Here is a 21,879-nt window from a genome sequence, read left to right as displayed (position 1 = left end):
GCCGTTGGTTCTGTATTGATCCGCGTGTATCCTGGCGAGGGAATGCGAGCGGCGACGAATGCAACATGGCACAGGCCGGTTCAAATGATGGCGGCATGACCGTCGGGCGGATGTTGCTCAGCCCGAAAGGGCGTATTCCGCGCTTCGACGCCCTGTTCGCCTATGTCTGTCTGTGCGTGATGTTCGCGGCGGCCGCCTTCGTCTGGGTAGGGTGGGTGTTTGCCTATTACCGTCATGATCCGGCGGCGGTGTTGCAGATGCTGCCCTGGATACCGCTCGGCGGTCTCGCTCTGTTGGTGGGCTGGATGGTCTTCTGCATCCTGGCCAAGCGCTGCCATGATCGCGACCATTCGGCCTGGTTCCTGCTGGTCGGGCTGATCCCGATTGCCAATCTCTGGCTGCTGGTCGATCTGTTTTTTTGGCGTGGCACCCGCGCCGCCAATCGCTTCGGTCCCGAGCCTGAGGGTATGGCCAGCCAATGGCGTGCAGCGAACGAGGACCTTTGAAAACACACCAACGATCAAAGGCTGAGAATGCTGGTGAGGTTTCCAGTCAATGATCTCGAATGCCAAGATGACATGAAGATCGTGATTGATATTGTGACAATTTCCTGACTAGTAAAATATCGCTCGTCCAAGAGACCAGTCTGCTGTTCTTCTGTCACGCTGGAAACACACCTCTCCACTGATCGATATTGGTGCCTTGTTTTCAATCGCCTGCGCTGCTAGGCCGGCGAATATTGAAATCGCAAGAGCTGATGGTCAAAAGGGGTTGAGCGCGATGAATGAACCGACACTTGTGGAGAAATTGTTCAGTTTCCAGGGCCGGCTGCGCCGCAGCAGCTACTGGATCTATCATCTCCTGCAATGGGTTGCCCTGTGCGTCGTCGTGGGAGTTTTCTACGGTCTGGCGCTGGCCCTAACACCGGACAATCCGCTCATCTATGTGCTGATGGTAATCGGTATCCTGCTCTATATCGGCTTCGTATGGTCGGGGCTTTCCATCGGTGTCCGCCGCTGCCATGACCGCAACAGGAGCGGCTGGTTCCTGCTCGCCAGCCTCATTCCCCTTGTCGGCGCCATCTGGGTTTTCATCGAGCTCGGCTTCCTCGATGGTACCCAGGGCCCCAACCAATATGGCCCCTCGCCCAAGGGGATTGGCGGCAATGAAGTCGCCGGTGTCTTTTCCTGAACAGCAAAGGGGCCGAACCCGTTCGGCCCCTGGTTTGCGGCGCTGGTCGATGATGCTGTCGTCTGCGCTGCTTCGCTCAGGCCAATTTCCAGGCCAGATAGAGCGCCACGAGGGCGATCAGCCACAAAGCGGCATTGCCCCAGCGATTGCGGCGGGCTTCGGCCTTGCCGATCGCCTCGATGCTGTCGGGTAGCAGGGCAAAGCCCTTTTCCGCTGCCTCGTTGAGGCGCTCGGCCAGGGTCTCGGCCCGGTTGAGCAGGCTCGGCAACAGCGTGAGCGACTTGCCGGCCTCCAGCGTCTGCTGTCCGAGGTCGCCGATCTTGCCCAGCGGGCCGAGATTGCGCTCGATCCAGTCGCGCACCACCGGATCAGCCGTCGCCCACATGTCGAGCTTGGGATTGAGCCGTCGGGCGACGCCCTCCACCACCACCATGGTCTTCTGCAGCAGGATCAGCTCGGGCCGGGTCTTCATGTCGAAGAGTTCGGTGATTTCGAACAGCAGCGTCAGGAGCTTGGCCATCGAGATCTCGTCAGCCCGCTTCTGGTGGATCGGCTCGCCGATGGCGCGGATCGCCTGTGCGAAATCGTCGATCGAATGGCTCGAGGGCACATAGCCCGCCTCGAAATGCACTTCCGCCACCCGCCGATAGTTGCGGGTGATGAAGCCGTGCAGGATCTCGGCGAGGAAGCGGCGCTCCTTCAGGCCGGCCCGGCCCATGATGCCGAAATCCACCGCAACGAGCTGGCCGGAGGCATCGATCATCAAATTGCCCTGATGCATGTCGGCGTGGAAGAAGCCGTCGCGGATGGCGTGGCGCAGGAACGACTGGATGATGATGCGGGCGAGATCGACGAGATCGAAGCCGGCCGCCTTCAGCCTGTCGATGTCGGACAGGGGAATGCCCTCGATCCATTCCAGTGTCAGCACGGTGCGGGCCGTGCGGTTCCAGTCCGGCGCAGGAATGCGGAAATCGGGATCGTCGGCGATGTTCTCCGCCATTTCCGACAGGGCAGCCGCTTCCAGGCGCGAATCCATCTCGAAGGCGACGGTGCGCGCCAGCATGTCGACCGTCTCGACAGGCTTGAGGCGCTTGGAACGCGGGTCGAGCCGCTCGATCGTACGCGCGGCGAAATAGAAGGTGGAGAGGTCGGAGCGGAAACGCCGATCGACGCCGGGACGCAGTACCTTCACCGCTACTTCGCGCTCGCCGTCGGCGTCGCGGATGATGCCCTTGTGCACCTGCGCCACCGAGGCTGCGGCCACCGGCTCGGAAAGCTCGTCGAAAAAGTGGCTCAGCGGCCCGCCGAGGGCCCTCTCGATCTCGGCGATGGCGATGGCGCGCCCGAAGGGCGGCATGCGGTCCTGCAGTTCCTCCAGGTCGCGCGCCACCGCAAAACCGACCACATCGGGCCGGGTCGCCAGGAACTGCCCGAGTTTCACCCAGCTGGGCCCTAGCTTCACCAAGGCGGCCGCCAGCCCCTTGCCGCCGCTGACATGGCGCTTTTCGATCAGCCGGCCGAGCCGGACGGCCAGCCGTGCCGGCGCCGGAAGGTCATGGATGTCGACGAGGCTAAGCGCGCCTTCGCGGGCCAGCGTCCAGCCCGCGCGCATGAGACGAAATGGATCGAGGAAAGAAGCCAAGGGTACCAGCCGAATGAATTCGCGGGGAGGTCGATAGCACGGGCGGGCGCATTGGCAAACCTTCTCCCGATCTGGGGTTCAAGCCCTGCAGCCTCTTGCACATCGTCTTGCGAGAGTTCTATCTGCGCAATGATCCAATGAAATCGAGTTCAGGAAGCTTCCGTGACCATTCGCTACCACCGCGGCGATCTGCCCGACCTGTCCCGCTACACCACCAGCGCCGCCATCGATACCGAGACCATGGGTCTCAATCCCCATCGGGATAGACTCTGCGTGGTGCAGCTCTCGCCGGGCGACGGCACCGCCGATGTGGTGCAGATCGCCCAGGGCCAGAAGAGCGCCCCCAATCTCGAGCAATTGCTGGCCAATCCCTCGGTCACCAAGATCTTCCATTTCGCCCGCTTCGATATCGCCGCGCTGCAGAACGCCTTCGGCGTGGCGACGAAGCCGGTCTATTGCACCAAGATCGCCTCCAGACTCACGCGCACCTACACCGACCGCCACGGCCTCAAGGACCTGGTGCGCGAACTGCTCGGCATCGACCTCTCCAAGCAGCAGCAATCCTCCGACTGGGGCGCCGATACGCTCACCGATGCCCAGCTCGCCTATGCCGCTTCGGACGTGCTCCATCTGCACGAGCTCAAGTCGAAACTCGACACCACCCTGGCGCGCGAGGGACGCTCGGAGGTGGCGCGCGCCTGTTTCGACTTTCTGCCGACGCGGGCGCTGCTCGACCTCAATGGCTGGCCGGAGACGGATATCTTCGCCCATAGCTGAGGATGAAGGCCAAAGCGTTTTGTGCCGGCGCTCTGGGGAACCGCCGCAAGAGGCAGATGGGTATCGGCGTCCCGTTCTCGCCCACAGATTTGCGCATCGGAGGGACGGGGCCTGCGGTGACGGCGGCGTGCCGCGTTCCCCTCGGCACATTCCCCCTGCGGCTGAAATCTGCTATGACGGCCGACCTGTTGCGATTTTCACCCAAAGTTGAGGAATTTCAGACAGGGATGGACGGCGCCTCCGGCGCCGGGTTGACGTCTCCACTTCGCATCGCAATATGATGGTCGGTGGTGATGGTTTCCCGCCGCTAGCAGCGTTTGGATAGGTATTCTGTTTGGCCGATATCATGGATGCGCGGGTCAAGATCCCCCAACCCGCCATGCCTTCACGTGAAAGCGCTTTCAAAGCTGCCCGCGCTCACAGCAGGCTGGTGCGTTTCCTGAAGTTTGCCGTGCCCGCCACAGCGGTTGCCGGAGCGGGCGTGTTTGTCTTTCTGGCGGTGGTCAATCCCTTCGCGCCGCCTCCGATCGAACTCCCCCCAGTCACGCCGGTCAGTGAGGGCATTCTGGCCGTCGAAAGACCGCATCTGACCGGTTCCAACAATCGCGGGCAGAAGTACGACGTCACGGCGACCTCCGGCACGCAGAAAGTGTCCGTGCCCGGTGTTGTCAGCCTGACCGAGCTGAATGCGGTGATCACCGCGCCCGACCAGAGCGATGCCAAACTGACAGCCAAGGCCGGCACGTTCGATACGGTTGGCCAGCTTCTCGATCTCAAGGGCGATGTGCGCGTTCGGTCCACCAAGGGCTATGACGCGACCTTGAAGAGCGCGAGCATCGACCTCAAGGCCAGCACGGTCAACAGCACCGAACCGGTCACCGTCAATCTCTCCTCCGGCACAATTTCAGGCAATGGCTTGAGCATCGTGCAGGGCGGTTCGAAGATCCTGTTCAAGAACGGCGTCAGCGCCAGCTTCAAGGTGCCCTATAAACCGGATACGGAAGATGGGACTGACGGTGCCGAAGCGCCCGCCACGCCGCCCGATACTCCGGCTCCGAACGCCGCTCCACCGAATTCAGCCAACCCAGTGCAGGGAAATCCCACCCAATGACGATGAAAATCCGCCGCCTGGTGCCTCTTGCGGTGCTGCCGCTCGCCCTGGCCCTGACGGCTGCCGATGCCGGCGCCGCCCCGAAGAAAGCGGCCAGCCCCTTCCAGGGCTTCTCCTCCGACAGCGGCAAGCCCGTTGACGTCAAGTCAGACTCGCTCGAAGTGCATCAGGACGAGCAGAAGGCGATCTTCACCGGCAATGTGGTGGCGACGCAGGGAGAATCGGTCCTGCGTACCAACGAATTGACCGTGTTCTACGAGAATGCTGACAACAACGCCAAGGATGGCAAGGCCAAGGACGCCAAGCCTGCTGATGCCAAGCCTGCCGATCCGAAGGCCGCCGACGCCAAGCCGGTGGATGGCCAGCAAGCGGGCGATGCCAAGGTTGCTGATACCAAGCCAGCCGATACCAAACCCGCTGATACCAGCAAGGCGCCGACCTCCGGCTCCGGCACACCGGCTAGTTCCATCAAGAAGCTGGTTGCCCGCGGCAATGTCGTGGTGACCTCCAAGGATCAGAAGGCGACCGGCGCCAACGGCGTGATGGACATGGCGACCAATGTCGCCACGCTGACCGGCGGCGAGGTGGTGATGATTCAGGGGCCGAACGTGCTGAAGGGCACCAAGCTGACCGTCAACCTCAAGACGGGTATCGCCAGGGTCGAAGGTGGTGGCACCGGCGTATCCGGCGTCTTCACCCAGGGCGGCCAGAAGAAGAGCAATTGAGGGAGCAGGCCCGTGATGATGCGACCCAGCCCGACGTCTCGCCGCCTCGCTCCGGCGCTGTTGCTGCCTCTGGCGTTGCTCGTTTCGTCACTGGCCTTGCCGGCCGGTGCGCAGGAAAAGAAGCCGTCCACGCCTTTCCAGGGCTTCTCCTCCGATAATGACAAGCCGGTGAACATCAAGGCCGATCAGCTCGAAACCCATCAGGACGAGCAGAAGGCGATCTTCACCGGCAATGTAGTGGCCACCCAGGGCGAGTCGACGCTGACCTCTGAGGAGCTGACGGTTTTCTACGAGGCCGCATCCGTGCCGGATAAGAAGCCGGCCGATGCCGCCGGTACCAGCCCGGCCCAGCCGGCGGTTCCCTCGGCAGCGCTGCCGGCCGATGCTTCCTCGATCGCCGAAGCTGCCGGCGCCGATACGAAGCCGGCGCCCGCCGACAACAAGGTCAAGAAGCTGGTGGCCAAGGGCAAGGTCGTCGTCACCGCCCCGGACCAGAAGGCGACCGGCGATGACGGCATCCTGGACATGGAGACCAACATCGCCACGCTCACCGGCGAGGAAGTGGTGATGACCCAGGGCTGCAACGTGCTGCGCGGCAAGAAGCTGGTGGTCAATACCCAGACAGGCCGCGCCACCGTTACCGGCGGCACCACCGGCCATTTCATCTCGGGCGACCAGAAGTGCTGATCCAGGGATCTGCCCTGGCCGGCCAACATCTTTTTGCCTGGTGAACGAGATATTCACCGGCGTGCGGCAAGGCTGTCACTGGATACCGGGATGCGGAACACATGCCGATTTTCGGCATGGGCGGCGTAACAATACCGAGCCTCGAAAATGCTGACGCATTCTCGGCTTGAACATCTGGCGATTTTCGATGCCAAATCAAAGATTTGGCGAGAATCGTCGGACGGAACCAAGGCGCGTTGAAAATGCCTCTTGGTGTAACATGAAAACGCGGCATCGGGCCCGATGCCGCAGGAAGAGTGCGGGCCAGGCATGAACGAGATGGTGCAATATGCGGAGGCCGGCGACGAGACCGGGCCAGCCGTGAGTGTCGAGGGCACGCTCTCGGTGGTGTCGATTGCCAAGACCTATGGCAAGCGTACGGTCGTGAGCGACGTCAGCCTGGAGGTCCGGCGCGGTGAGGCCGTCGGCCTGCTCGGTCCGAACGGCGCCGGCAAGACCACGGTCTTCTACATGATCACCGGCCTGGTGCCGCCGGATCATGGCCGCATCGAGCTCGATGGCCATGACGTGACGGCGCTGCCGATGTATCGGCGCGCCCGGCTCGGCATCGGCTATCTGCCGCAGGAAGCCTCGATCTTCCGTGGCCTGAATGTCGAGGAGAACATCCGCGCCGTGCTCGAGATCGTCGAGCCGAACAAAGCCGAGCGCGACCGCCAGCTCGACGAACTGCTCGAGGAGTTCAAGATCGGCCGCCTGCGCAAGACGGCCTCGATCGCACTCTCTGGCGGCGAACGCCGGCGCGTGGAAATCGCGCGCGCCTTGGCCGGCAAGCCGTCCTTCATGCTGCTGGATGAACCATTCGCCGGCATCGATCCGATCGCGGTAGGCGACATCCAGACCCTGGTGCGCCATTTGACCAATCGCGGCATCGGCGTGCTGATCACCGATCACAATGTGCGCGAGACGCTGGCCCTGATCGACCGGGCCTACATCATCCATTCCGGCCATGTGCTGACCCAGGGCACACCCCAGGAAATCATCGACAATCCCGAAGCCCGCCGGCTCTATCTGGGCAGCGAGTTCAGGATGTGACGGGCTGCAGATCTTCCCTCATCCCCGTCCCGATTCCCATCGACCTGATTCTCCTCTAGGCTCGACAGGCCAACCCGGAACGCCGATTTGCTCGCCTATGTCCTGCGTCGCCTCGCGCTGATCGTGCCGACCTTGTTCGGCATCATGCTGATCTCCTTCGCCATCATTCAGATCGTGCCCGGCGGTCCGGTGGAGCGCATGGTGTCGGTGCTGTCGGGCAATTCAGGGGGCGGTGGCGATCTCGGCGGCCCCACACCCAGCTTCAACGCCGGCGCCTCGCAATATCGCGGCTCTCAGGGGCTCGATCCGGCCTTCATTGCGAGCCTGCGCAAGCAATATGGTTTCGACAAGCCGGTCTATGAGCAGTTCTGGCTGATGATCAAGAACTACGCCACCTTCAGCTTCGGCCAGAGCTATTTTCGCGATACCCCCGTCACCACCCTGATCGCCGAGAAACTGCCGGTCTCGATCTCCATCGGCCTATGGGTGATGCTGCTCTCCTACACGATCTCGATCCCGCTGGGCATTCGCAAGGCGGTCAAGGACGGCTCCTTCTTCGATGGCTGGACCAGTGCGGTCGTCATCGTCGGCTATGCCATTCCCGGCTTCACCCTCGGCATCCTTCTGATCACCCTGTTCGCCGGCAGCGCCTTCTGGCAGATCTTTCCCAATGGCCGGCTGGTTTCCGACAATTGGAGCGACTTGTCGCTATGGGGCAAGATCGCCGACTATGCCTGGCACATGACGCTGCCGCTGATCGCCATGGGGGTCTCGGCCTTCGCCACGCTGACCATGATGACCAAGAACGCCTTCCTGGACGAAATCCGCAAGCAATATGTGCTGACGGCGCGCATGAAGGGATTGTCGCCGCGACGGGTGCTCTACGGTCACGTCTTCCGCAATGCCATGCTGATCGTGATCGCGAGCTTTCCGGCCGCCTTCATCTCGGCGCTGTTCACGGGATCGCTCCTGATCGAGCAGACTTTCGAGCTCAACGGCTTGGGGCGCCTCACCTACGAATCGGTCATCAACCGCGACTATCCCGTGGTGCTGGCTTCCATCTACATCCTGGCGCTGGTGGCCCTCGTCATCAATCTCGTCACGGATCTCATCTACATGTTCGTCGATCCGCGCATCGACTTCGAAGCGCGTGAGGTTTGAGATGGAGGCTGCCACCCGAACCCCGCGGGGCTGGCTGAAGCTGTCACCCCTCAACCGGCGGCGCCTCAACAATTTCAAGGCCAATCGACGTGGCTACTGGTCGTTCTGGCTCTTTCTCACCCTCTTCATCCTGTCGCTGTTCGCCGAGTTCATCGCCAATGAGAAACCGCTGCTGATCGTCGACCACGGTCGGATCTTGACGCCGGTCTTCGTCGACTATGACGAGACCGATCTCGGCGGAGACCTGCCGGGACCGGCAAATTTCCGCGACCCCTATCTCACCAAGTTGCTGGCCGATCGCGGCGCCTACGTGCTCTGGGCGCCCATTCGCTATGGCCCGCAGACCATCAACAAGAACCCGCCGGCAGGTGGCGTGCCTTCGCCCCCCACCTGGGCCCTGAGCGACGATCAATGCCGCGAAGCCGCCCAGACCGTGGGCGGGGCCGGATGCCGCGACATCGAGTGGAACTGGCTCGGTACCGACGATACCGGGCGGGACGTGCTGGCCCGAATCATCTACGGCACCCGGATTTCCCTGCTCTTCGGCCTGATCCTCACCGTCTTTTCCTCCCTCATCGGTGTGGCGGCCGGCGCGGTGCAGGGCTATTTCGGCGGCTGGGTCGACCTGATTCTCCAGCGCGCCATCGAGATCTGGACCAGCATTCCCTCGCTTTATCTTCTCATCATCATCTCGGCGGTGTTGGCGCCGGGCTTTTGGATCCTGCTCGGCATTCTGCTGCTGTTTTCGTGGATGGCGCTGGTGGCGGTCGTCAGGGCCGAGTTCCTGCGCGCCCGCAATCTCGAATATGTCCGCGCCGCCAAGGCGCTCGGTCTGTCCGACACCACCATCATGATCAAGCATCTCCTGCCGAATGCCACGGTGGCGACGCTGACCATGCTGCCCTTCATCCTGTCGGGCGCGATTTCCACCCTGACGGCGCTGGATTATCTCGGCCTCGGCCTGCCGCCCGGCACGGCCTCGCTCGGCGAATTGCTCAAGCAGGCCCAGGCCAGGCCCAATGCCTATTGGCTTACCATCAGTGGCTTCACGGTGACGGCGTTGCTGCTGTCGCTCCTGATCCTGGTGGGCGAAGCGGTGCGCGATGCGCTCGACCCGCGCAAGACCTTCGGCTGATCCCAAGAGAAAGTCGCATCGGGGAAATCGCCAGGGGAAACGCTTGGGGCGATTGCAGGATGCGGAACGATCGGCTAGAAGGACAAACGACGCACCCATAGCTCAGCTGGATAGAGTGTTGCCCTCCGAAGGCAAAGGTCGTACGTTCGAATCGTACTGGGTGCGCCATTTTCCCCTTTTCGATCAATGATGTGAAGCCGCTCGAGACATCCCGGGCGGCTAAAGCCTTTTGCTCGAGGCCTGTCGGTTGCAGGAGATGCGATGGACCAGCGGTTCAGTCCGGGTTCATGGCGCCGAAGGTCGCATCGTAGCGACCGTCTCGCTCCGCCCATCGCCGAGCCCGGTCTTGTTCGACCAGCACCTCGCCTCGGGGATGATCGCACCGATCGAGCAGTTGCATCACCTCGGCGACATAGGCTTCGACGGGCATTGCACGCGGATCGGATGCCTGCTGGCTGCCTGTGAGCTCGGTCTGCACATAGGGCGCTGCCAGTTCGAGCACATCGACGGGGATCTTGCGGAGCTGGTGCCGCAGAGACTGGAGCCAGGAGTGCAGGAAGGCCTTGCTGGCGCAGTAGGTCGGGAAGTCGGCGCGCGGTACGAAAGCAAGATTGGAGCTGGTCGCCAGGATCGTCGCGCCAGCCTGCCCTTTCAGGATGGGCAGGAACGTCGCCGTCACGCGCAGTACGCCCAGGATGTTGGTCTCCACGATTGCCTGGGCGTCGTCGATGGCCCAGCCGTCGGCCGCGAGGTTTTCCGCTCGTGAGATGCCTGCATTGGCGATGAGCACGTTGAGCTCGGGAAAGCGCCTGTGAACCTCGCCTGCGAGGCGGGACAGGGAAGCGGGGTCGTCGAGGTCGAGCGGCATCCCTACCAGGCCGGGCCGGCTCGCCGTGATCTGATCAAGCAGGCTTTGCCGCCGCCCCGTCACGATGACGCGGTTGCCGTGCTGGTGGAAGGCCTCGGCGAGCGCACGGCCGATGCCGCTGGTGCCGCCGGTGACGAGGATGGTGTTGCCGGTCATCTTCATGGGTGCTCCGTCTCCGTTGAGCTGGGGGCACGGAAAAGCTGCCGCCGAGCCCGGGGGCCGCGCGCAATCCCGGGCAGGCATCAAGCATCGAGGCGAGGCTGGGCCGCGCCGGGATGGATGCCCCGAACGGGTGCGAGAACGCGAAGCAGGAGAGGGATGGCATGACCGTGGCGCCCTGTTGAATCGAGATCTCCCTGCTGGGACCCTCTCGAAAAAGGACGCGTTGGATGACGGTAACGCCTACGGCAGCGTCATGACTGTGGCTGCAAGCCTTCCCCTAATATGACGCGTCGCAGCGGTCAAGGCGCCTCAACGCGAGTCGCGAGCGAGGCCGTTGGTCCTGGGGTCACCAGGCGTTCGGCTCACGCACCATGTGGACGATATTGGCGGGGCTGGTAATCCAGCCCCCCTTGAACCCGTCCGGCAGGGGCTCGATAGCGTCGCAGCGGACCACGCCGGCGCGGGACAGATGGCCGGCCGCCGTGTCGAAATTGTCCGTGAACAGCTCCAGCCAGATCTCGGCCTGGCTCAGTGTTGGCGCCTCGTCGAGCCACAATTTGTTGGGGCCGAGTTCGAAGCCGATGGCGGGTGCCTTGTCGGTGATCGGCTTCAGGCCGACCACATCGCGATAGAACGCCACCGTGGCCTGATATTGATGAGGTGGGACCTTCATGGCGATGTCGATGCCGCCATAGATGTTCGCAGCCATGCTTGCTTCCTTTGTCTTGTCAGGGGGATGTGCAGCGCGGCTCGCTCGCCGGCACGCCGGCCAACTCGCTGCGATAATAGCCCTCGCGCAGATTGATGCCGTGTTCGAGGAACGCCTTCAGGCAGCACAGCATCTGCGACCACCCCTCGCAGTTGATATAGGAGGCGCGCTGGCCCTGGGCGTCCTCGCGCCAGCCCGTCTCGGCAATGGTGACCAGCGTGGCGTCGTTTTCCAGCGCCTGGAAATTCATCTCGATATGAGTCTTGTAGAGCGCCACGCCATCGGCGGATTTGGGCCCATCCCAGCGCAATACGATGCGGCTGTCAGCCACCACTTCGTCCACTTCGACGGGAACCTCGCCCCACCACACCACCGTCGCTCCGGTCACCAGCGGCGCGCTGGCGCCGCCCACCGTGGTGAAATAGGCGCTGAGCTTGCCGGGGTTGACCACGGCGTCGAATACCTCGCGAACCGGCCTTGAGATCCGCCCGGAGACCCTGAATTCCGGCTTCATCGCGTTTCTCCCTGTTGCAGGAGGCGAGAGTATGTTATAAATTTATAACATGTCAAGCGAACTCAAAGAAGACCTGGTTTTCAAGGCATTGGCCCATCCGCGCCGGCGGGCCATGCTCGACCACCTCAAGGAGGAGGCGCGCACCACCGGCATGCTCTGCGAAGCCTTTGCGGATATGGATCGCTGCACCGTCATGCAGCATCTCAAAGTGCTGGAGGAGGCCGATCTGGTCATCGTCAAGCGGGAAGGGCGCGAGCGCTGGAACCACCTCAACGCGCTGCCGATCAAGCGCATCAACGACCGCTGGATCAGCGGCTATGCCACCCATGCCCTCACCATTCTCGACAAGCTCAAGGCCGATCTGGAGGGGTGAGCTTGTGGCAGCAGGTGCGCTCACCGGCCTTGAACGTTATCCTCAAGACGAGGGCGGGTCAACGAATGAGCGGTCGCTCAAGACGGCGCCGTTCTCTCAGCCTGTCGGGATGCCAGGGGCAGGTCGATTTCCAGGCAGGCGCCGCCCGTGCGGTTGTTGGATGCGGCGATATGGCCGCCATGCAGGCGCACGATCTCGCGCACGAGGTTGAGACCGAGCCCCGCGCCGCGACCGTCCTGGCGCAGGCGATGAAACGGCTCGAAAATCCGTTCGGTTTCCGCAACGGGAATGCCGTCGCCTTCGTCGCAGACCTCGATGCGGCCGCCGCGGTCGACTCGCACGCTGATGGTGCCACGGCGTCCGCCATGATCGATGGCGTTCTGGACGAGATTGGTCAACGCCCGCTCGAGCGAGGTCTGGTCGCCGTTAATCAGGATCGGCCCGTCGTCCGCCTTGAAGTCGATCTCATAGCCGGCGGCAAAGGCCAGAGGCGCGAGATCGACGATTACCCTTTGGGCGAGCGCGGCGAGATCGACCGCCGACGTCGGCCTGTCCTGCTGGTCCAGGCGCTGGAAATCGAGCAATTGCCCCGTCAGCACAGCCAGCCGATTGGCATCTTCCAGAAGCCGGCTTTTCTCCGCACCCGGCGGCAGCGAAGCGATGCGGGTGGTCAGGATGGCGATCGGCGTTCGCAGCTCATGTGCCGCGTCCGCGAGAAAGCGCTGATGCCGTTCATAGCCATTGTCGAGGCGAACCAATGCGTCATTGACGGCCTTGACCAGAGGCAGGATCTCGGCGGGCACGCCAGACAGAGGCAGACGGACGCCGCGCTGGGCGATGTCGATCCGCTCGGCCTGCATTGCCGCCGCGCCGAGCCCCTTCAGCGCCCGTCGCACCACGATCGGTGTGACGATCAGGGTGACAAGCGCCATCAGCACGAAGAGCGGTCCGATCACGGTGGCCGAACTCAGCGATACGCCCCAGAACAGATGTTGCCAGGACATATGGCCTTGCGTGCCCGTGAGGATCTGCACGCGGCCGGCGGCGCTCTCGACCCATTTGAGCACGGCATCCGGCTTGTCGATGCCGGGCTGGTCCTCGCCGAGTCGCATCTGCTGGATAAGGCCGATGTCGGCCACGATCGCGGCGTAGTCGGCGGGAACTGTGCCTTCTTTCAGTTCCTGGCCCTGCTTGTCTCGGATGACGAACCACAGATCGGGGGCATCCTCCCGCAATCGTGCCAAATCGCCGGTTTTCGCCAGAGCGAGCCCACCATCCGCCTGGCGGACCACGGCATCGCGAAGCACATCAAGGGCACTGTCTTCATAGGCATCGACAATGCGTGCCGTACCCCAGACCGCAAAGACCAGGATCACCACGATGAGTGTGAGCATGACGGTCTGGAAGGCAACCAGCCGTTTGACCAGGCGCCAGCGCAAAGAGGGCGGGGCGGTGGCGATCATGGCGTCTCGCGCAGGAGATAGCCGACGCCGCGAATGCCGTTGATGGTGACGCCGGCGTCGGCGTCGGCAAGCTTGCGGCGCAAGCGTGAAACATGGGTATCGAGTGCGTTGGACTGGATTTCGTCATCCATGCCGAACACCGCTTCCATCAGGAAGGAGCGCAGCACCATGCGCCCCATGCGTCGCACCAAGGCTGCCAGCACCAGCAGTTCCCGCCGTGGCATTTCCAGCGGGATGCCGGCAACGCTGGCCTCCTGATGAGTGAAGTCGAAGCAAAGCCGCCCAACCCGCACCACGTGGGACTGCAGATGGGCGGGGCGGCGCAGCAAGGCCCGCAGCCGTGCCAGCAATTCCTCGAATGCGAAGGGCTTACCAAGATAGTCATCGGCGCCGTGTTCCAGCCCGGCGACACGGTCGGGCAGGTCGCCCCGGGCGGTCAGCACCAGTACCGGCAGGGCATTGCCGCTGGCGCGCAAGGTGGGAATCAGCGACAGGCCGTCACCGTCCGGCAGCTGACGATCGAGCAGCATGGCATCGTGCACGCGATCGGAGAGCACGCCTTCGGCGGCGGCAATGCTCGAGACATGGTCGACGATCATGTCGTGGCGAACCAGGGCGGAGCGCAAGGCCGACACCATCTCCGGTTCGTCCTCTACCAGCAATACCCGCATTGTCCGTTCCGCCTTTTCTGTTCCGCTCACATCATTCCGCGCAGAAGCACATTACGCCGCCAGCATTGCATCAACCTTGCAGAGAAATCTCGCGCCCCGGCGGACAACGGATCGGAAGCGCCCTGGCGACAGGCTCCCGCAACCCAGGCATGGGACCAGTTGGTAATCGATTCGGTCACCTGAGAACCCATCGGATCCCCCTCGGCCGGTCGATCGCCCGTTCATTGGGAACGGGAACAGCCCTCATACCGTGGATGACCCGAGAATGTTATCGAGATTGATCGACCGACCCGTCGCGCAGAGCTTCGATCCCGCCGAGCCTCTCCTGCCCAAGGGAGGTCATGATGCCGGTTTCTGACGCATTGCCATTCTTCCGGGCCTGGATCAGCAACCCGCTTCGCGTGGCTGCCGTGGCTCCCTCCGGCAACGCCGTGGCCTCCCTGATGACGCAGGAGATCACGCCAAGGACCGGGCCGATTCTGGAGCTTGGCCCCGGCACGGGCCCCTTCACCCAGGCCCTGCTCGAGCGGGGTGTGCCGGAGCAGAACATCACCTTGGTGGAATATGACGCAACCTTCGCGCGCCTGCTCGGCCGCCGCTTTCCCCTGGCCCGGGTGTTCCACATGGATGCGGCGGAACTGGCAACGACCAGTCTGTATGTCGGCGCACCGGTTGGCGCTGTGATCAGCGGGCTCGGCATCCTGGCGATGCCTTCGGACAAGGCTTCGGCCATTCTCACCGGCGCTTTCGCCTGCATGGCTCTCGGCGGGGCCTTCTATCAGATCACCTACGGTCCGCGCTGCCCGGTTAGGCGGGAAATTCTCGACGGCCTGGGCCTCGAGGCCGAGCGTACCGGCTGGACCATACGCAATCTTCCACCAGCGTCTGTCTATCGGATCAGGCGGCGCCGGTCCCTATTGCCGTCCGGGCTGTGAACCGGCCATGGAGATGTCTCCCGCCATCGTCGCGATGCTCGGTTTCGGCCTCGCCGGCATCACCTGTCTGGCCATCGCGGAAAAATTCCTGCCGGTCATACCTTCCTACATATTGCTGATGTTTCTGGGCATGGCAGCGCGCGATGGCCCCGGGCTCGCGGCCATGGTGATCGCCACGACGGTCGGGTCGACGATCGGGTCCGTGTGCTGGTATGGATTGGGCCGAACTCTCGGCTCGCACCGGGTCGAAACCCTGGTGGCCGCCTACGGACGTTTCGTTCTGCTGCCGCTGCCTTTGTATCTGCGTCTGGTCGAGCGCTATCGGCGCAATCAGTTTTGGGCAACCCTGGTCGGCCATACGATTCCGACCGTCCGCGTCTATCTCGGCCTGCCTGCTGGTGTATTCCGACTTGAACTGCGTCGGTTCATCCTGGCGGCCCTGCTCGGCAGTCTGGCCTGGAATGTCCCATTCCTGAGTTTGGGCTTCATACTGAAGGGCAGCGACCGTGATCCCCTCAGTCTAGGCCTTCTGGTCGCAATCGTGCTCGTCGGCGGTGAGTTCGCCATCCTTTGGGGAGTACGCCAGGTGCGACGGATGGAGCGCGTCCGGCTCGAACGGCTCGATGAGATAAGGCGTAGGGCGGATCATGACCGGCCAGTCCCTGCCCGCGGCGGGCGCTCTTAAAAAAACGCAGCGCCGGCGATCATGCAAGGCTCCTGCAATTGAGGGCCCGGAAAGTCGGTGTCGCTCCCTGCCAGCCCCCGCGCTGCGGAGGGCTGTTGCAGCGTTCCCGAATGCGATGATGATTGCCCCTCCTTCACGACGCCCCGCCTCCCGCCGATCATCCCTGCTGGTCACCGCACGCCGGTCACCCTTGGTGGTGTTTCTGGCGCTGGCTTGCCTGCTTGCCGGGTGCGCAGCACCGGATACGCAGCCAACCAATGCACCGCTCGGACTCGTCACGGGCTCCATCCCGGCAAGCAGCCCAGCGCGGGGAGGCGATGTTGCAATCGTGCTCACCATTTCCGGTGGCGGCGCCCGTTCGGCCGCTTTCGGCTACGGCGTTCTCGCCAGCCTCGCCCAAACGCCTTCGACCGTCGCCGGCCGTAGCCTGGCCGATGATGTCGCCGTGGCGGCGGGCGTGTCGGGAGGCGCCATGCTGGCTTCCTATTTTGCTCTGCATGGGCCGGCGGGATTGCCCGGCTTTCGGCGCGATTTCCTGGCGCGCAATGCCGAGGCCTCGCTGCGCACCAGCCTGAGCCCGACCAATCTGCTGCGCGGTTATCGCGGCGGCGTCAACGATCGCAACGGCTTGCCGCCATGGCTGGATGCCAATCTCTATCATGGCGCCACGCTGGGGATGCTGGATCGACCTGGCCGCCCCCGATTGGTGATCCATGCCACCGACCTCTACAACCGTGCGCCCTTCATCTTCGACCGAACATCCTTTGCCGCCATCTGCAGCAATTTCGACGATTACCCCCTTGCCTATGCGGTGGCGGCATCCGCGGCGGTACCCGTTGCCTTCGCGCCCATCACGCTGCGCAATTATCGTTCGAGCTGCCCGGCCGATGCCGAGGGTGTCCCGGCAGCCGGCGCAAAGGCGGACATCCGTGCCCAATCGTTGGTTGAGCGGCAATATCGGGAGGCGCTCGATCGCTATCGCAGTGCCGGGGATCTCAACTTCCTCAAGCTCTATGATGGCGGGCTCGTTGACGGCATCGGCACGTCGGCGCTCCTGCATCTCCTGAACCGGGGGGCACCTGAACCGCTGCCGGCGGAGACGGCGAGCCGGGTTCGGCACCTGCTCTTCATCGTCGTGGATGCCTCCACCCGTCTTGGTGGCAATCTTTCCGAGACGTCGGACAGCCCCTATGCCAAGGACGCGATCGTGGCGGCGACCGATGCCCTGATGAACATTCCCAATCTCCAGAGCTTCGACGAACTACGCCGCCGCTTGCCGTCCTGGCGGCGGGAACTGATGAGATGGCGTTGCCGCGGAACAACTCACCCCACCTGCCGTGACCTCGATGTCGCGATCATCCGGGTCGCCCTCGCGGATGTTCAGGAGCCTGTCATGGCGCGGCGAATCCTCGCCTTGCACAACACGCTCACCCTCAAGCCCGAGGATACGGTCTTCCTGAGCGATCTTGGCAGCAGCCTTCTCGCTCGGCAGCCCGGCTATCAGCGTTTCCTGGCACGTCTGCGCCGGCGGTCGAATTCGCTTGCTCTCGCAAGCACCGAGGCTGATTTGTCCCCGTGACAACCCTCATGACCTCGTTGTCGCCCGGCTGAGGACCAGGGCGACGACGATGGCTGCGATGGCCGCCACGATGACGAGCAGGCCGGCCGATCGCCAGCCATAGGCATCGATGAACCCACCCACGGCGACCGACCCCGCCACCTGGCCGAGGCTGCTGCCTTGCATGGCGAGGCCGACCACGATGGGAGCCAGGGATGTGGCGGGCGCCACGACAGGCGCGGAGGACAGCAATGTCGCCGGGATGATGCCGCCCACGGCCGAGAACAGGATGCACAGCAGCAGCGTCAGGCCGTCCGGAAAGATCTGCAGGAACACGCTGGGCGCGGTGATTCCCATCACCAGGCTGGCGCCCGCGATCAGGATGGCGCGGCCGGCACCACGCGAAAGGAGAAAGCCTGCCGCGAGATTGCCGATGATGTTCGATGCACTTGCCAGGGCGCTCAGCATGCCGGCGGCACCGTAACTCAAGCCCATATGCTGCATCAGCAGCACTGGCAGGAAACTGAACAGGGCAAAGAACATCAGACTGTAGAGAGCAAAGCACAAGGCAAGCAGTGGGGGCCCGCCGGCCGTCACCACGGCAAGGACATCCCGGCCGAGGTGCTGCGGCGGAGGCGCACTCGACTGCTGTCCGCCCGGCACGGTGAGCAAGGCCGCCAGGATGGCAAGGCATGCGATGATCGCACCGGACCACCAGATGGCACGCCAGTCGCTGAAAAGCGGGCCGGCGAGCATGGCGAGGGCCATGCCGGCCGGCATGAAACAACTCCACACGGCAAAAGCGAGATCGCGCCGCCCGACCGGGCAGATCCGGTTCAGGATGGCGGGACCTGCCACCGTGACCATCAGGAACCCGAGGCCTTCGACGATGCGTGAAGCGACCAGTGCGCCATAGTGGGAGGCAAGGGCACCGAGGCCGCTACCGGCTGCGATGGCGCCCAGGCCCAGCAGGAGCACGCGGCGATCCCCGAAACCTGTGATGATCGCGCCCGCCGGCACCCCGCAAACCAGGCTGAGCATGGCAAAGATCCCGGCCAGCCAGCCAATGGCGCCAAGGGTAAGGCCGAGATCGGCCTGCAGCATGGGCGTGGCGATCAGCGCCTTGCCGAGCTGCAGCGAGGCTGCGATGCCGCAGGCGACCACCACCACCATGGCCGGCCAGGCCGTGGTGGTGCTCGGCAGCGGGATGGTCGTGACCATCAGGCCGCCTCCTGGAGCCGCGCGGCAGCAAGGGCCCGGGCGAGATGGGCGACATGGCGCCCCTGGAAGCGCGCGCCGTCGAGTTCGTTGGCGCTGGGCTTGCGATTGCCGCCGCGACCGTCATCGGCCAGCGTCGAAGCGCCGTAGGGTGAACCGCCAGTGATCTCGTCCATGCGCGACTGGCCCTGGAAGGTATAAGGCAGGCCGGTAACGACCATGCCCAGATGCAGCAGCACGATATGGGTGGACAGGATCGTGGCCTCCTGCCCGCCATGCTGGCTGCCGGAGGAGGTGAAGACACTGCCGATGCGCCCGACCAGGGCATTGTGCGCCCATAGCCCGCCGGCTTGGTCGAGAAAGTTCTTCATCTGTGCGGCCATCGTGCCGAAGCGGGTCGGCGTGCCGAAGATGACGGCATCATAATCGGCCAGCTCGGCGATATCGGCAATCTCCGCGCGCTGATCGCGCTTGTAGCCGGCGCGGATGGCGACCGCATCCGGTACGATTTCCGGCACCCTTTTCACCACGGCTCGTGCGCCGGCCTCGCCTACGCCTTCCGCCACCGCCTGCGCCATGGCCTCGACATGGCCGTAGGAGGAATAATACAGAACCAGCACGGACGTCATCGTCAACTCCTCGTCATTCCTGAATGATGGGAGCATGGCATTTCCTGTCTATCGATCGGAGTGATATAAATGGCATCAAATTGATCGAAAGAATTGATCATGATCGATGCCCTTACCCTGGATCAACTACGAATCTTCGTAACGGTTGTCGGCAGCGGCAGCTTTCGTTCGGGAGCTGCCAGGCTGTCGCGCGTGCAGTCGGCGGTAAGCCATGCCATCGCCAATCTGGAGGCCGAACTCGGGCTGGCCCTGTTTGATCGCTCCGGTCATCGCCCGGTGCTGACCGTGGAGGGCAAGGCGCTGCTCGCCAATGCACGCGACATCCTCCTGCGCGTGGACGCCATGCGTGCCCGCGCCCATGGGCTGGGGGAGGGGGTGGAGCTCGAACTTTCCCTGGTGGTGGACACGCTGTTTCCGACTGCCTGGATCGGCGCGGCACTCGAAGCAATGAGGCAGGACTACCCGTCGGTCGCGATCAGATTGGCCGTCGAACCGCTCGGCGGCCCGCTTGCCGCCTTGTTGGCCGGGCGCAGTGTGCTGGCCGTGATCACCGGGGAGAGCTTTCGTGATCCGCGCGTGTCGCTACAGGCCCTGTCCTCCATCGAAATCGTGGCGGTCGCTACTGCGGGGCACGCTCTGGCGACGCGAAGTGACGACCAGGCGATCGAGGTTGCCGAACTCGCGGATCATCTGCAGATCGTTCTGGTCGATCCGACCACCTTGTCGGAGGGGCGGGATTTCGGCGTGTTGTCACCACAGACCTGCCGGGTCGGCGGCCAGGATACCAAGCACGCCATGATCCTGGCCGGCCTCGGCTGGGGCAGGCTGCCCTATTGGCAGGTGGAACGGGATCTTCTGGAAGGCCGTCTTGTCCGGCTGCGCACGCAGGATCTGGGCCGTCATGCCCGGGTCGGCACGGAGGCCTATCTCGCCCATCGCCTCGACCAGCCGCTCGGGCCCGCCGCACGCGCCTTCGGCCGGGCGCTCGAACGCATTGCCGCAGAATAGAGCATCGTGCCGAAAAGTGGATGCCGGCTTTCGGCAAAAATGATGCTAGAGTGACAACCCACAACGTCGGACACGCGTCCGAAATGGGATCCGATGCTGCGGTGCCTACCGGAGAGGCACCCTGTCAAATCAGCCGTATGTACATATTTGCGACAAGAACTATCAGTATGTCCAGGCTGTTCCAGTTTGAATCAATTATCGGATTGCCGATGCCGCGTCCCAAGTTCATTGTGCTGCTCCAGGGACCGGTGGGCCCCTTTTTTTCCGAGCTTGCGCAATCGCTCCTGGCGCGTGGCGACAGAGTCCTCAAGATCAATTTCAATCTCGGAGACCGCATCTATTCCAGGCGGATTCCGTTCGTCATGTTTTCCGACAGCCTGTCGGCTTGGCGTGGCTGGTTCTCACAATTCCTGCTTGGCCAGAAGCCGGACAAGGTGATCCTGTTCGGTGACCAGCGCCCCTATCACCAGGTGGCCGTGGCCCTGTGCCGGGAGCTTGGTGTCGATGTCTGGTGCCTCGAGGAAGGCTATATCCGGCCCGATTATGTGACCGCCGAGAGAGAGGGCAACAATGCGGCCTCGCCCCTACCGCGGGTCCTGTCGGCCTATGACCGCACCAAGGTGACCTCCATCGAGGCGCCGGTGACGATCCCGGCGACGAGCTTCAAGCCCATGGCCTGGTGGGCCTTCAAGTATTACGTGGCGATGTCGGCCGGCAATGTGGTGTTCCGGCAATACTCGCATCATCGCGAGCGTTCCTTGCTCGGCGAGGCGATGCTCTGGAGTCGCAATGCCATCCGCAAATACACCGATCGCTGGACCAATGCGAAGAAGATCATCGACCTCGTCGATCATTTCGACCGCAAATATTTTGTTGCGGCCCTTCAGGTCCACGATGATCTGCAATTGCGCGTCCATGGGGCGGGCTGGACCATGGAGCGCATGATCGAAGCCACGATCCGCTCCTTTGCCAAGCATGCACCGCCTGGCACCCGCCTTGCCTTCAAGGCCCATCCGCTCGACCGCGGACATCGGCCCTACCACCGTTTCGTGGCGCAGCTTGCCAAATTGGCGGGGGTGGCGGATCGGGTCTCCCTGATCGACGACGGGCCGACGGGACTGCTGATCCGGCACGCTCGTGGTATGATCACGGTCAACAGCACCACGGGAATTCTGGCTCTACAGCGCAATTGCCCGGTATTCGTGCTCGGGAATGCGCATTATGCCATTGATGGCCTCGTGGCCCATGGCGGCGAAGACAAGCTGAAACAGTTCTGGAACGCTCCCTTCCTGCCCAACGCAGCGGCGAAAAACGCCTTCATCAGTCACCTGGTGGTCGAGACGCAGATCAACGGCTCCTATTATCTCAGCCGTTACTTCGATCTCACTATCAGCAACCTGATCAGTCGCATCGACGACAATGTGGTGGAACTGCCGAAAAGAAGCCCTGCGCGTGTGCCGAAATCGGCTTGAAATCGCGTAACGGAACTTCGCATTCTCGAATAGTATGGTGAAGCATCCCGATGGCCAGCAGGAACGCAGGGCCGTCCAAACGCTACCATATCC

23 protein-coding genes and 1 tRNA gene are annotated in these 21,879 nt (G+C 63.3%); 16 read left to right on the top strand and 8 right to left on the bottom strand.

The window, feature by feature from the left end; translation table 11 throughout:
• The first annotated feature begins 65 nt into the window (after positions 1–65).
• Positions 66–506, top strand: a complete 441-nt coding sequence (locus ACN6KF_RS20750; protein WP_434958666.1) for a DUF805 domain-containing protein — start codon at positions 66–68, stop codon at positions 504–506.
• 274 nt (positions 507–780) lie between these two features.
• Positions 781–1,191: a DUF805 domain-containing protein gene (locus ACN6KF_RS20745; protein WP_434958665.1), complete on the top strand. Its 411-nt coding sequence runs from the start codon at positions 781–783 to the stop codon at positions 1,189–1,191.
• Positions 1,192–1,267: 76 nt separating this feature from the next.
• On the opposite strand, the gene ubiB is transcribed toward ACN6KF_RS20745, so the two are convergent.
• Positions 1,268–2,803, bottom strand: a complete 1,536-nt coding sequence (gene ubiB / locus ACN6KF_RS20740) for a 2-polyprenylphenol 6-hydroxylase (RefSeq protein WP_434958664.1) — start codon at positions 2,801–2,803, stop codon at positions 1,268–1,270.
• 192 nt (positions 2,804–2,995) lie between these two features.
• Here ubiB and ACN6KF_RS20735 point away from each other — a divergent pair, with 192 nt between their 5' ends.
• The 8 genes from ACN6KF_RS20735 to ACN6KF_RS20700 all read left to right on the top strand — a co-directional run bounded on the left by ACN6KF_RS20735 (position 2,996) and on the right by ACN6KF_RS20700 (position 9,689).
• A complete protein-coding gene (locus ACN6KF_RS20735; protein ID WP_434958663.1) occupies positions 2,996–3,610 on the top strand; it encodes a ribonuclease D in 615 nt (204 codons plus the stop codon).
• Positions 3,611–3,944: 334 nt separating this feature from the next.
• Positions 3,945–4,721 (top strand): LPS export ABC transporter periplasmic protein LptC, encoded by a 777-nt coding sequence (gene lptC / locus ACN6KF_RS20730; RefSeq protein WP_434958662.1) that lies wholly within the window; start codon positions 3,945–3,947, stop codon positions 4,719–4,721.
• Complete coding sequence (locus ACN6KF_RS20725) at positions 4,718–5,446, top strand: LptA/OstA family protein (RefSeq protein ID WP_434958661.1); 729 nt, start codon at positions 4,718–4,720, stop codon at positions 5,444–5,446. Before lptC ends, ACN6KF_RS20725 begins: the two co-directional genes overlap by 4 nt.
• 15 nt (positions 5,447–5,461) lie before the next feature.
• A complete protein-coding gene (locus ACN6KF_RS20720) occupies positions 5,462–6,133 on the top strand; it encodes an LptA/OstA family protein (protein ID WP_434958660.1) in 672 nt (223 codons plus the stop codon).
• A gap of 282 nt (positions 6,134–6,415) precedes the next feature.
• Positions 6,416–7,225: an LPS export ABC transporter ATP-binding protein gene (gene lptB, locus ACN6KF_RS20715; protein ID WP_434958659.1), complete on the top strand. Its 810-nt coding sequence runs from the start codon at positions 6,416–6,418 to the stop codon at positions 7,223–7,225.
• 87 nt (positions 7,226–7,312) lie between these two features.
• The gene (locus tag ACN6KF_RS20710; protein WP_434958658.1) at positions 7,313–8,386 is read left to right on the top strand and encodes a microcin C ABC transporter permease YejB; all 1,074 of its coding nucleotides are present in this window, start codon (positions 7,313–7,315) and stop codon (positions 8,384–8,386) included.
• 1 nt (position 8,387) lies between these two features.
• Positions 8,388–9,521: an ABC transporter permease gene (locus ACN6KF_RS20705; RefSeq protein WP_434958657.1), complete on the top strand. Its 1,134-nt coding sequence runs from the start codon at positions 8,388–8,390 to the stop codon at positions 9,519–9,521.
• 91 nt (positions 9,522–9,612) lie between these two features.
• Positions 9,613–9,689: transfer RNA gene (locus ACN6KF_RS20700), tRNA-Arg, on the top strand.
• A 106-nt stretch (positions 9,690–9,795) separates the two neighbouring features.
• Here the strand turns inward: ACN6KF_RS20700 and ACN6KF_RS20695 are convergent.
• The 3 genes from ACN6KF_RS20695 to ACN6KF_RS20685 form a co-directional block, all read right to left on the bottom strand.
• Positions 9,796–10,551, bottom strand: coding sequence for an SDR family oxidoreductase (locus ACN6KF_RS20695; protein ID WP_434958656.1), 756 nt, complete (start codon positions 10,549–10,551; stop codon positions 9,796–9,798).
• A 346-nt stretch (positions 10,552–10,897) separates the two neighbouring features.
• Positions 10,898–11,260, bottom strand: coding sequence for a VOC family protein (locus tag ACN6KF_RS20690; RefSeq protein ID WP_434958655.1), 363 nt, complete (start codon positions 11,258–11,260; stop codon positions 10,898–10,900).
• A gap of 19 nt (positions 11,261–11,279) precedes the next feature.
• On the bottom strand, positions 11,280–11,774 hold the full coding sequence (locus ACN6KF_RS20685; protein WP_434958654.1) for an SRPBCC domain-containing protein: 495 nt from the start codon (positions 11,772–11,774) through the stop codon (positions 11,280–11,282).
• Positions 11,775–11,823: 49 nt separating this feature from the next.
• On the opposite strand from ACN6KF_RS20685, the gene ACN6KF_RS20680 reads away from it, so the two are divergent.
• Positions 11,824–12,147, top strand: a complete 324-nt coding sequence (locus tag ACN6KF_RS20680; protein ID WP_434958653.1) for an ArsR/SmtB family transcription factor — start codon at positions 11,824–11,826, stop codon at positions 12,145–12,147.
• A 77-nt stretch (positions 12,148–12,224) separates the two neighbouring features.
• Here the strand turns inward: ACN6KF_RS20680 and ACN6KF_RS20675 are convergent, their stop codons facing one another.
• Together ACN6KF_RS20675 and ACN6KF_RS20670 are read right to left on the bottom strand one after the other, a co-directional pair.
• Positions 12,225–13,610 carry a sensor histidine kinase gene (locus tag ACN6KF_RS20675; RefSeq protein ID WP_434958652.1) on the bottom strand — a complete coding sequence of 462 codons (1,386 nt, stop codon included), beginning with the start codon at positions 13,608–13,610 and terminating at the stop codon, positions 12,225–12,227.
• On the bottom strand, positions 13,607–14,281 hold the full coding sequence (locus ACN6KF_RS20670) for a response regulator transcription factor (RefSeq protein ID WP_434958651.1): 675 nt from the start codon (positions 14,279–14,281) through the stop codon (positions 13,607–13,609). Before ACN6KF_RS20670 ends, ACN6KF_RS20675 begins: the two co-directional genes overlap by 4 nt.
• 344 nt (positions 14,282–14,625) lie before the next feature.
• On the opposite strand from ACN6KF_RS20670, the gene ACN6KF_RS20665 reads away from it, so the two are divergent.
• The 3 genes from ACN6KF_RS20665 to ACN6KF_RS20655 all read left to right on the top strand — a co-directional run bounded on the left by ACN6KF_RS20665 (position 14,626) and on the right by ACN6KF_RS20655 (position 17,480).
• Complete coding sequence (locus ACN6KF_RS20665) at positions 14,626–15,216, top strand: class I SAM-dependent methyltransferase (RefSeq protein ID WP_434959726.1); 591 nt, start codon at positions 14,626–14,628, stop codon at positions 15,214–15,216.
• A 13-nt stretch (positions 15,217–15,229) separates the two neighbouring features.
• On the top strand, positions 15,230–15,901 hold the full coding sequence (locus ACN6KF_RS20660) for a DedA family protein (RefSeq protein WP_434958650.1): 672 nt from the start codon (positions 15,230–15,232) through the stop codon (positions 15,899–15,901).
• A 115-nt stretch (positions 15,902–16,016) separates the two neighbouring features.
• A complete protein-coding gene (locus ACN6KF_RS20655; RefSeq protein ID WP_434958649.1) occupies positions 16,017–17,480 on the top strand; it encodes a patatin-like phospholipase family protein in 1,464 nt (487 codons plus the stop codon).
• A 6-nt stretch (positions 17,481–17,486) separates the two neighbouring features.
• Here ACN6KF_RS20655 and ACN6KF_RS20650 read toward each other — a convergent pair whose 3' ends face one another.
• The gene (locus ACN6KF_RS20650; protein ID WP_434958648.1) at positions 17,487–18,680 is read right to left on the bottom strand and encodes an MFS transporter; all 1,194 of its coding nucleotides are present in this window, start codon (positions 18,678–18,680) and stop codon (positions 17,487–17,489) included.
• Entirely contained in the window at positions 18,680–19,306 is a 627-nt protein-coding gene (gene wrbA / locus ACN6KF_RS20645; protein ID WP_434958647.1) for an NAD(P)H:quinone oxidoreductase, read from the bottom strand. The genes ACN6KF_RS20650 and wrbA overlap by 1 nt, the downstream gene beginning before the upstream one ends.
• A gap of 99 nt (positions 19,307–19,405) precedes the next feature.
• Between wrbA and ACN6KF_RS20640 the strand changes: the two genes are divergently transcribed.
• Positions 19,406–20,314: a LysR family transcriptional regulator gene (locus tag ACN6KF_RS20640; protein WP_434958646.1), complete on the top strand. Its 909-nt coding sequence runs from the start codon at positions 19,406–19,408 to the stop codon at positions 20,312–20,314.
• A gap of 209 nt (positions 20,315–20,523) precedes the next feature.
• Entirely contained in the window at positions 20,524–21,786 is a 1,263-nt protein-coding gene (locus tag ACN6KF_RS20635) for a capsule biosynthesis protein (protein ID WP_434958645.1), read from the top strand.
• The last annotated feature ends 93 nt before the right edge of the window (positions 21,787–21,879 follow it).

This window comes from Labrys methylaminiphilus subsp. lupini (assembly GCF_051161885.1).
Lineage (GTDB): Bacteria > Pseudomonadota > Alphaproteobacteria > Rhizobiales > Labraceae > Labrys.
The sequence above is the reverse complement of the archived record's forward strand: the minus strand, read 5'-3'. Positions and strand labels throughout refer to the sequence as shown.

Excerpts from the sequence above, each read along its gene's own strand:
- ACN6KF_RS20750 (WP_434958666.1), top strand. The coding sequence starts at position 66 with ATGGCACAGGCCGGTTCAAATGATGGCGGCATGACCGTCGGGCGGATG.
- ACN6KF_RS20745 (WP_434958665.1), top strand. The coding sequence starts at position 781 with ATGAATGAACCGACACTTGTGGAGAAATTGTTCAGTTTCCAGGGCCGG.
- ubiB (WP_434958664.1), bottom strand. The coding sequence starts at position 2,803 with ATGCGCGCGGGCTGGACGCTGGCCCGCGAAGGCGCGCTTAGCCTCGTC.
- ACN6KF_RS20725 (WP_434958661.1), top strand. The coding sequence starts at position 4,718 with ATGACGATGAAAATCCGCCGCCTGGTGCCTCTTGCGGTGCTGCCGCTC.
- ACN6KF_RS20720 (WP_434958660.1), top strand. The coding sequence starts at position 5,462 with ATGATGCGACCCAGCCCGACGTCTCGCCGCCTCGCTCCGGCGCTGTTG.
- lptB (WP_434958659.1), top strand. The coding sequence starts at position 6,416 with ATGCCGCAGGAAGAGTGCGGGCCAGGCATGAACGAGATGGTGCAATAT.
- ACN6KF_RS20705 (WP_434958657.1), top strand. The coding sequence starts at position 8,388 with ATGGAGGCTGCCACCCGAACCCCGCGGGGCTGGCTGAAGCTGTCACCC.
- ACN6KF_RS20695 (WP_434958656.1), bottom strand. The coding sequence starts at position 10,551 with ATGAAGATGACCGGCAACACCATCCTCGTCACCGGCGGCACCAGCGGC.
- ACN6KF_RS20690 (WP_434958655.1), bottom strand. The coding sequence starts at position 11,260 with ATGGCTGCGAACATCTATGGCGGCATCGACATCGCCATGAAGGTCCCA.
- ACN6KF_RS20685 (WP_434958654.1), bottom strand. The coding sequence starts at position 11,774 with ATGAAGCCGGAATTCAGGGTCTCCGGGCGGATCTCAAGGCCGGTTCGC.
- ACN6KF_RS20680 (WP_434958653.1), top strand. The coding sequence starts at position 11,824 with ATGTCAAGCGAACTCAAAGAAGACCTGGTTTTCAAGGCATTGGCCCAT.
- ACN6KF_RS20675 (WP_434958652.1), bottom strand. The coding sequence starts at position 13,610 with ATGATCGCCACCGCCCCGCCCTCTTTGCGCTGGCGCCTGGTCAAACGG.
- ACN6KF_RS20670 (WP_434958651.1), bottom strand. The coding sequence starts at position 14,281 with ATGCGGGTATTGCTGGTAGAGGACGAACCGGAGATGGTGTCGGCCTTG.
- ACN6KF_RS20665 (WP_434959726.1), top strand. The coding sequence starts at position 14,626 with ATGCCGGTTTCTGACGCATTGCCATTCTTCCGGGCCTGGATCAGCAAC.
- ACN6KF_RS20660 (WP_434958650.1), top strand. The coding sequence starts at position 15,230 with ATGTCTCCCGCCATCGTCGCGATGCTCGGTTTCGGCCTCGCCGGCATC.
- ACN6KF_RS20655 (WP_434958649.1), top strand. The coding sequence starts at position 16,017 with ATGATGATTGCCCCTCCTTCACGACGCCCCGCCTCCCGCCGATCATCC.
- ACN6KF_RS20650 (WP_434958648.1), bottom strand. The coding sequence starts at position 18,680 with ATGGTCACGACCATCCCGCTGCCGAGCACCACCACGGCCTGGCCGGCC.
- wrbA (WP_434958647.1), bottom strand. The coding sequence starts at position 19,306 with ATGACGTCCGTGCTGGTTCTGTATTATTCCTCCTACGGCCATGTCGAG.
- ACN6KF_RS20640 (WP_434958646.1), top strand. The coding sequence starts at position 19,406 with ATGATCGATGCCCTTACCCTGGATCAACTACGAATCTTCGTAACGGTT.
- ACN6KF_RS20635 (WP_434958645.1), top strand. The coding sequence starts at position 20,524 with ATGCCGCGTCCCAAGTTCATTGTGCTGCTCCAGGGACCGGTGGGCCCC.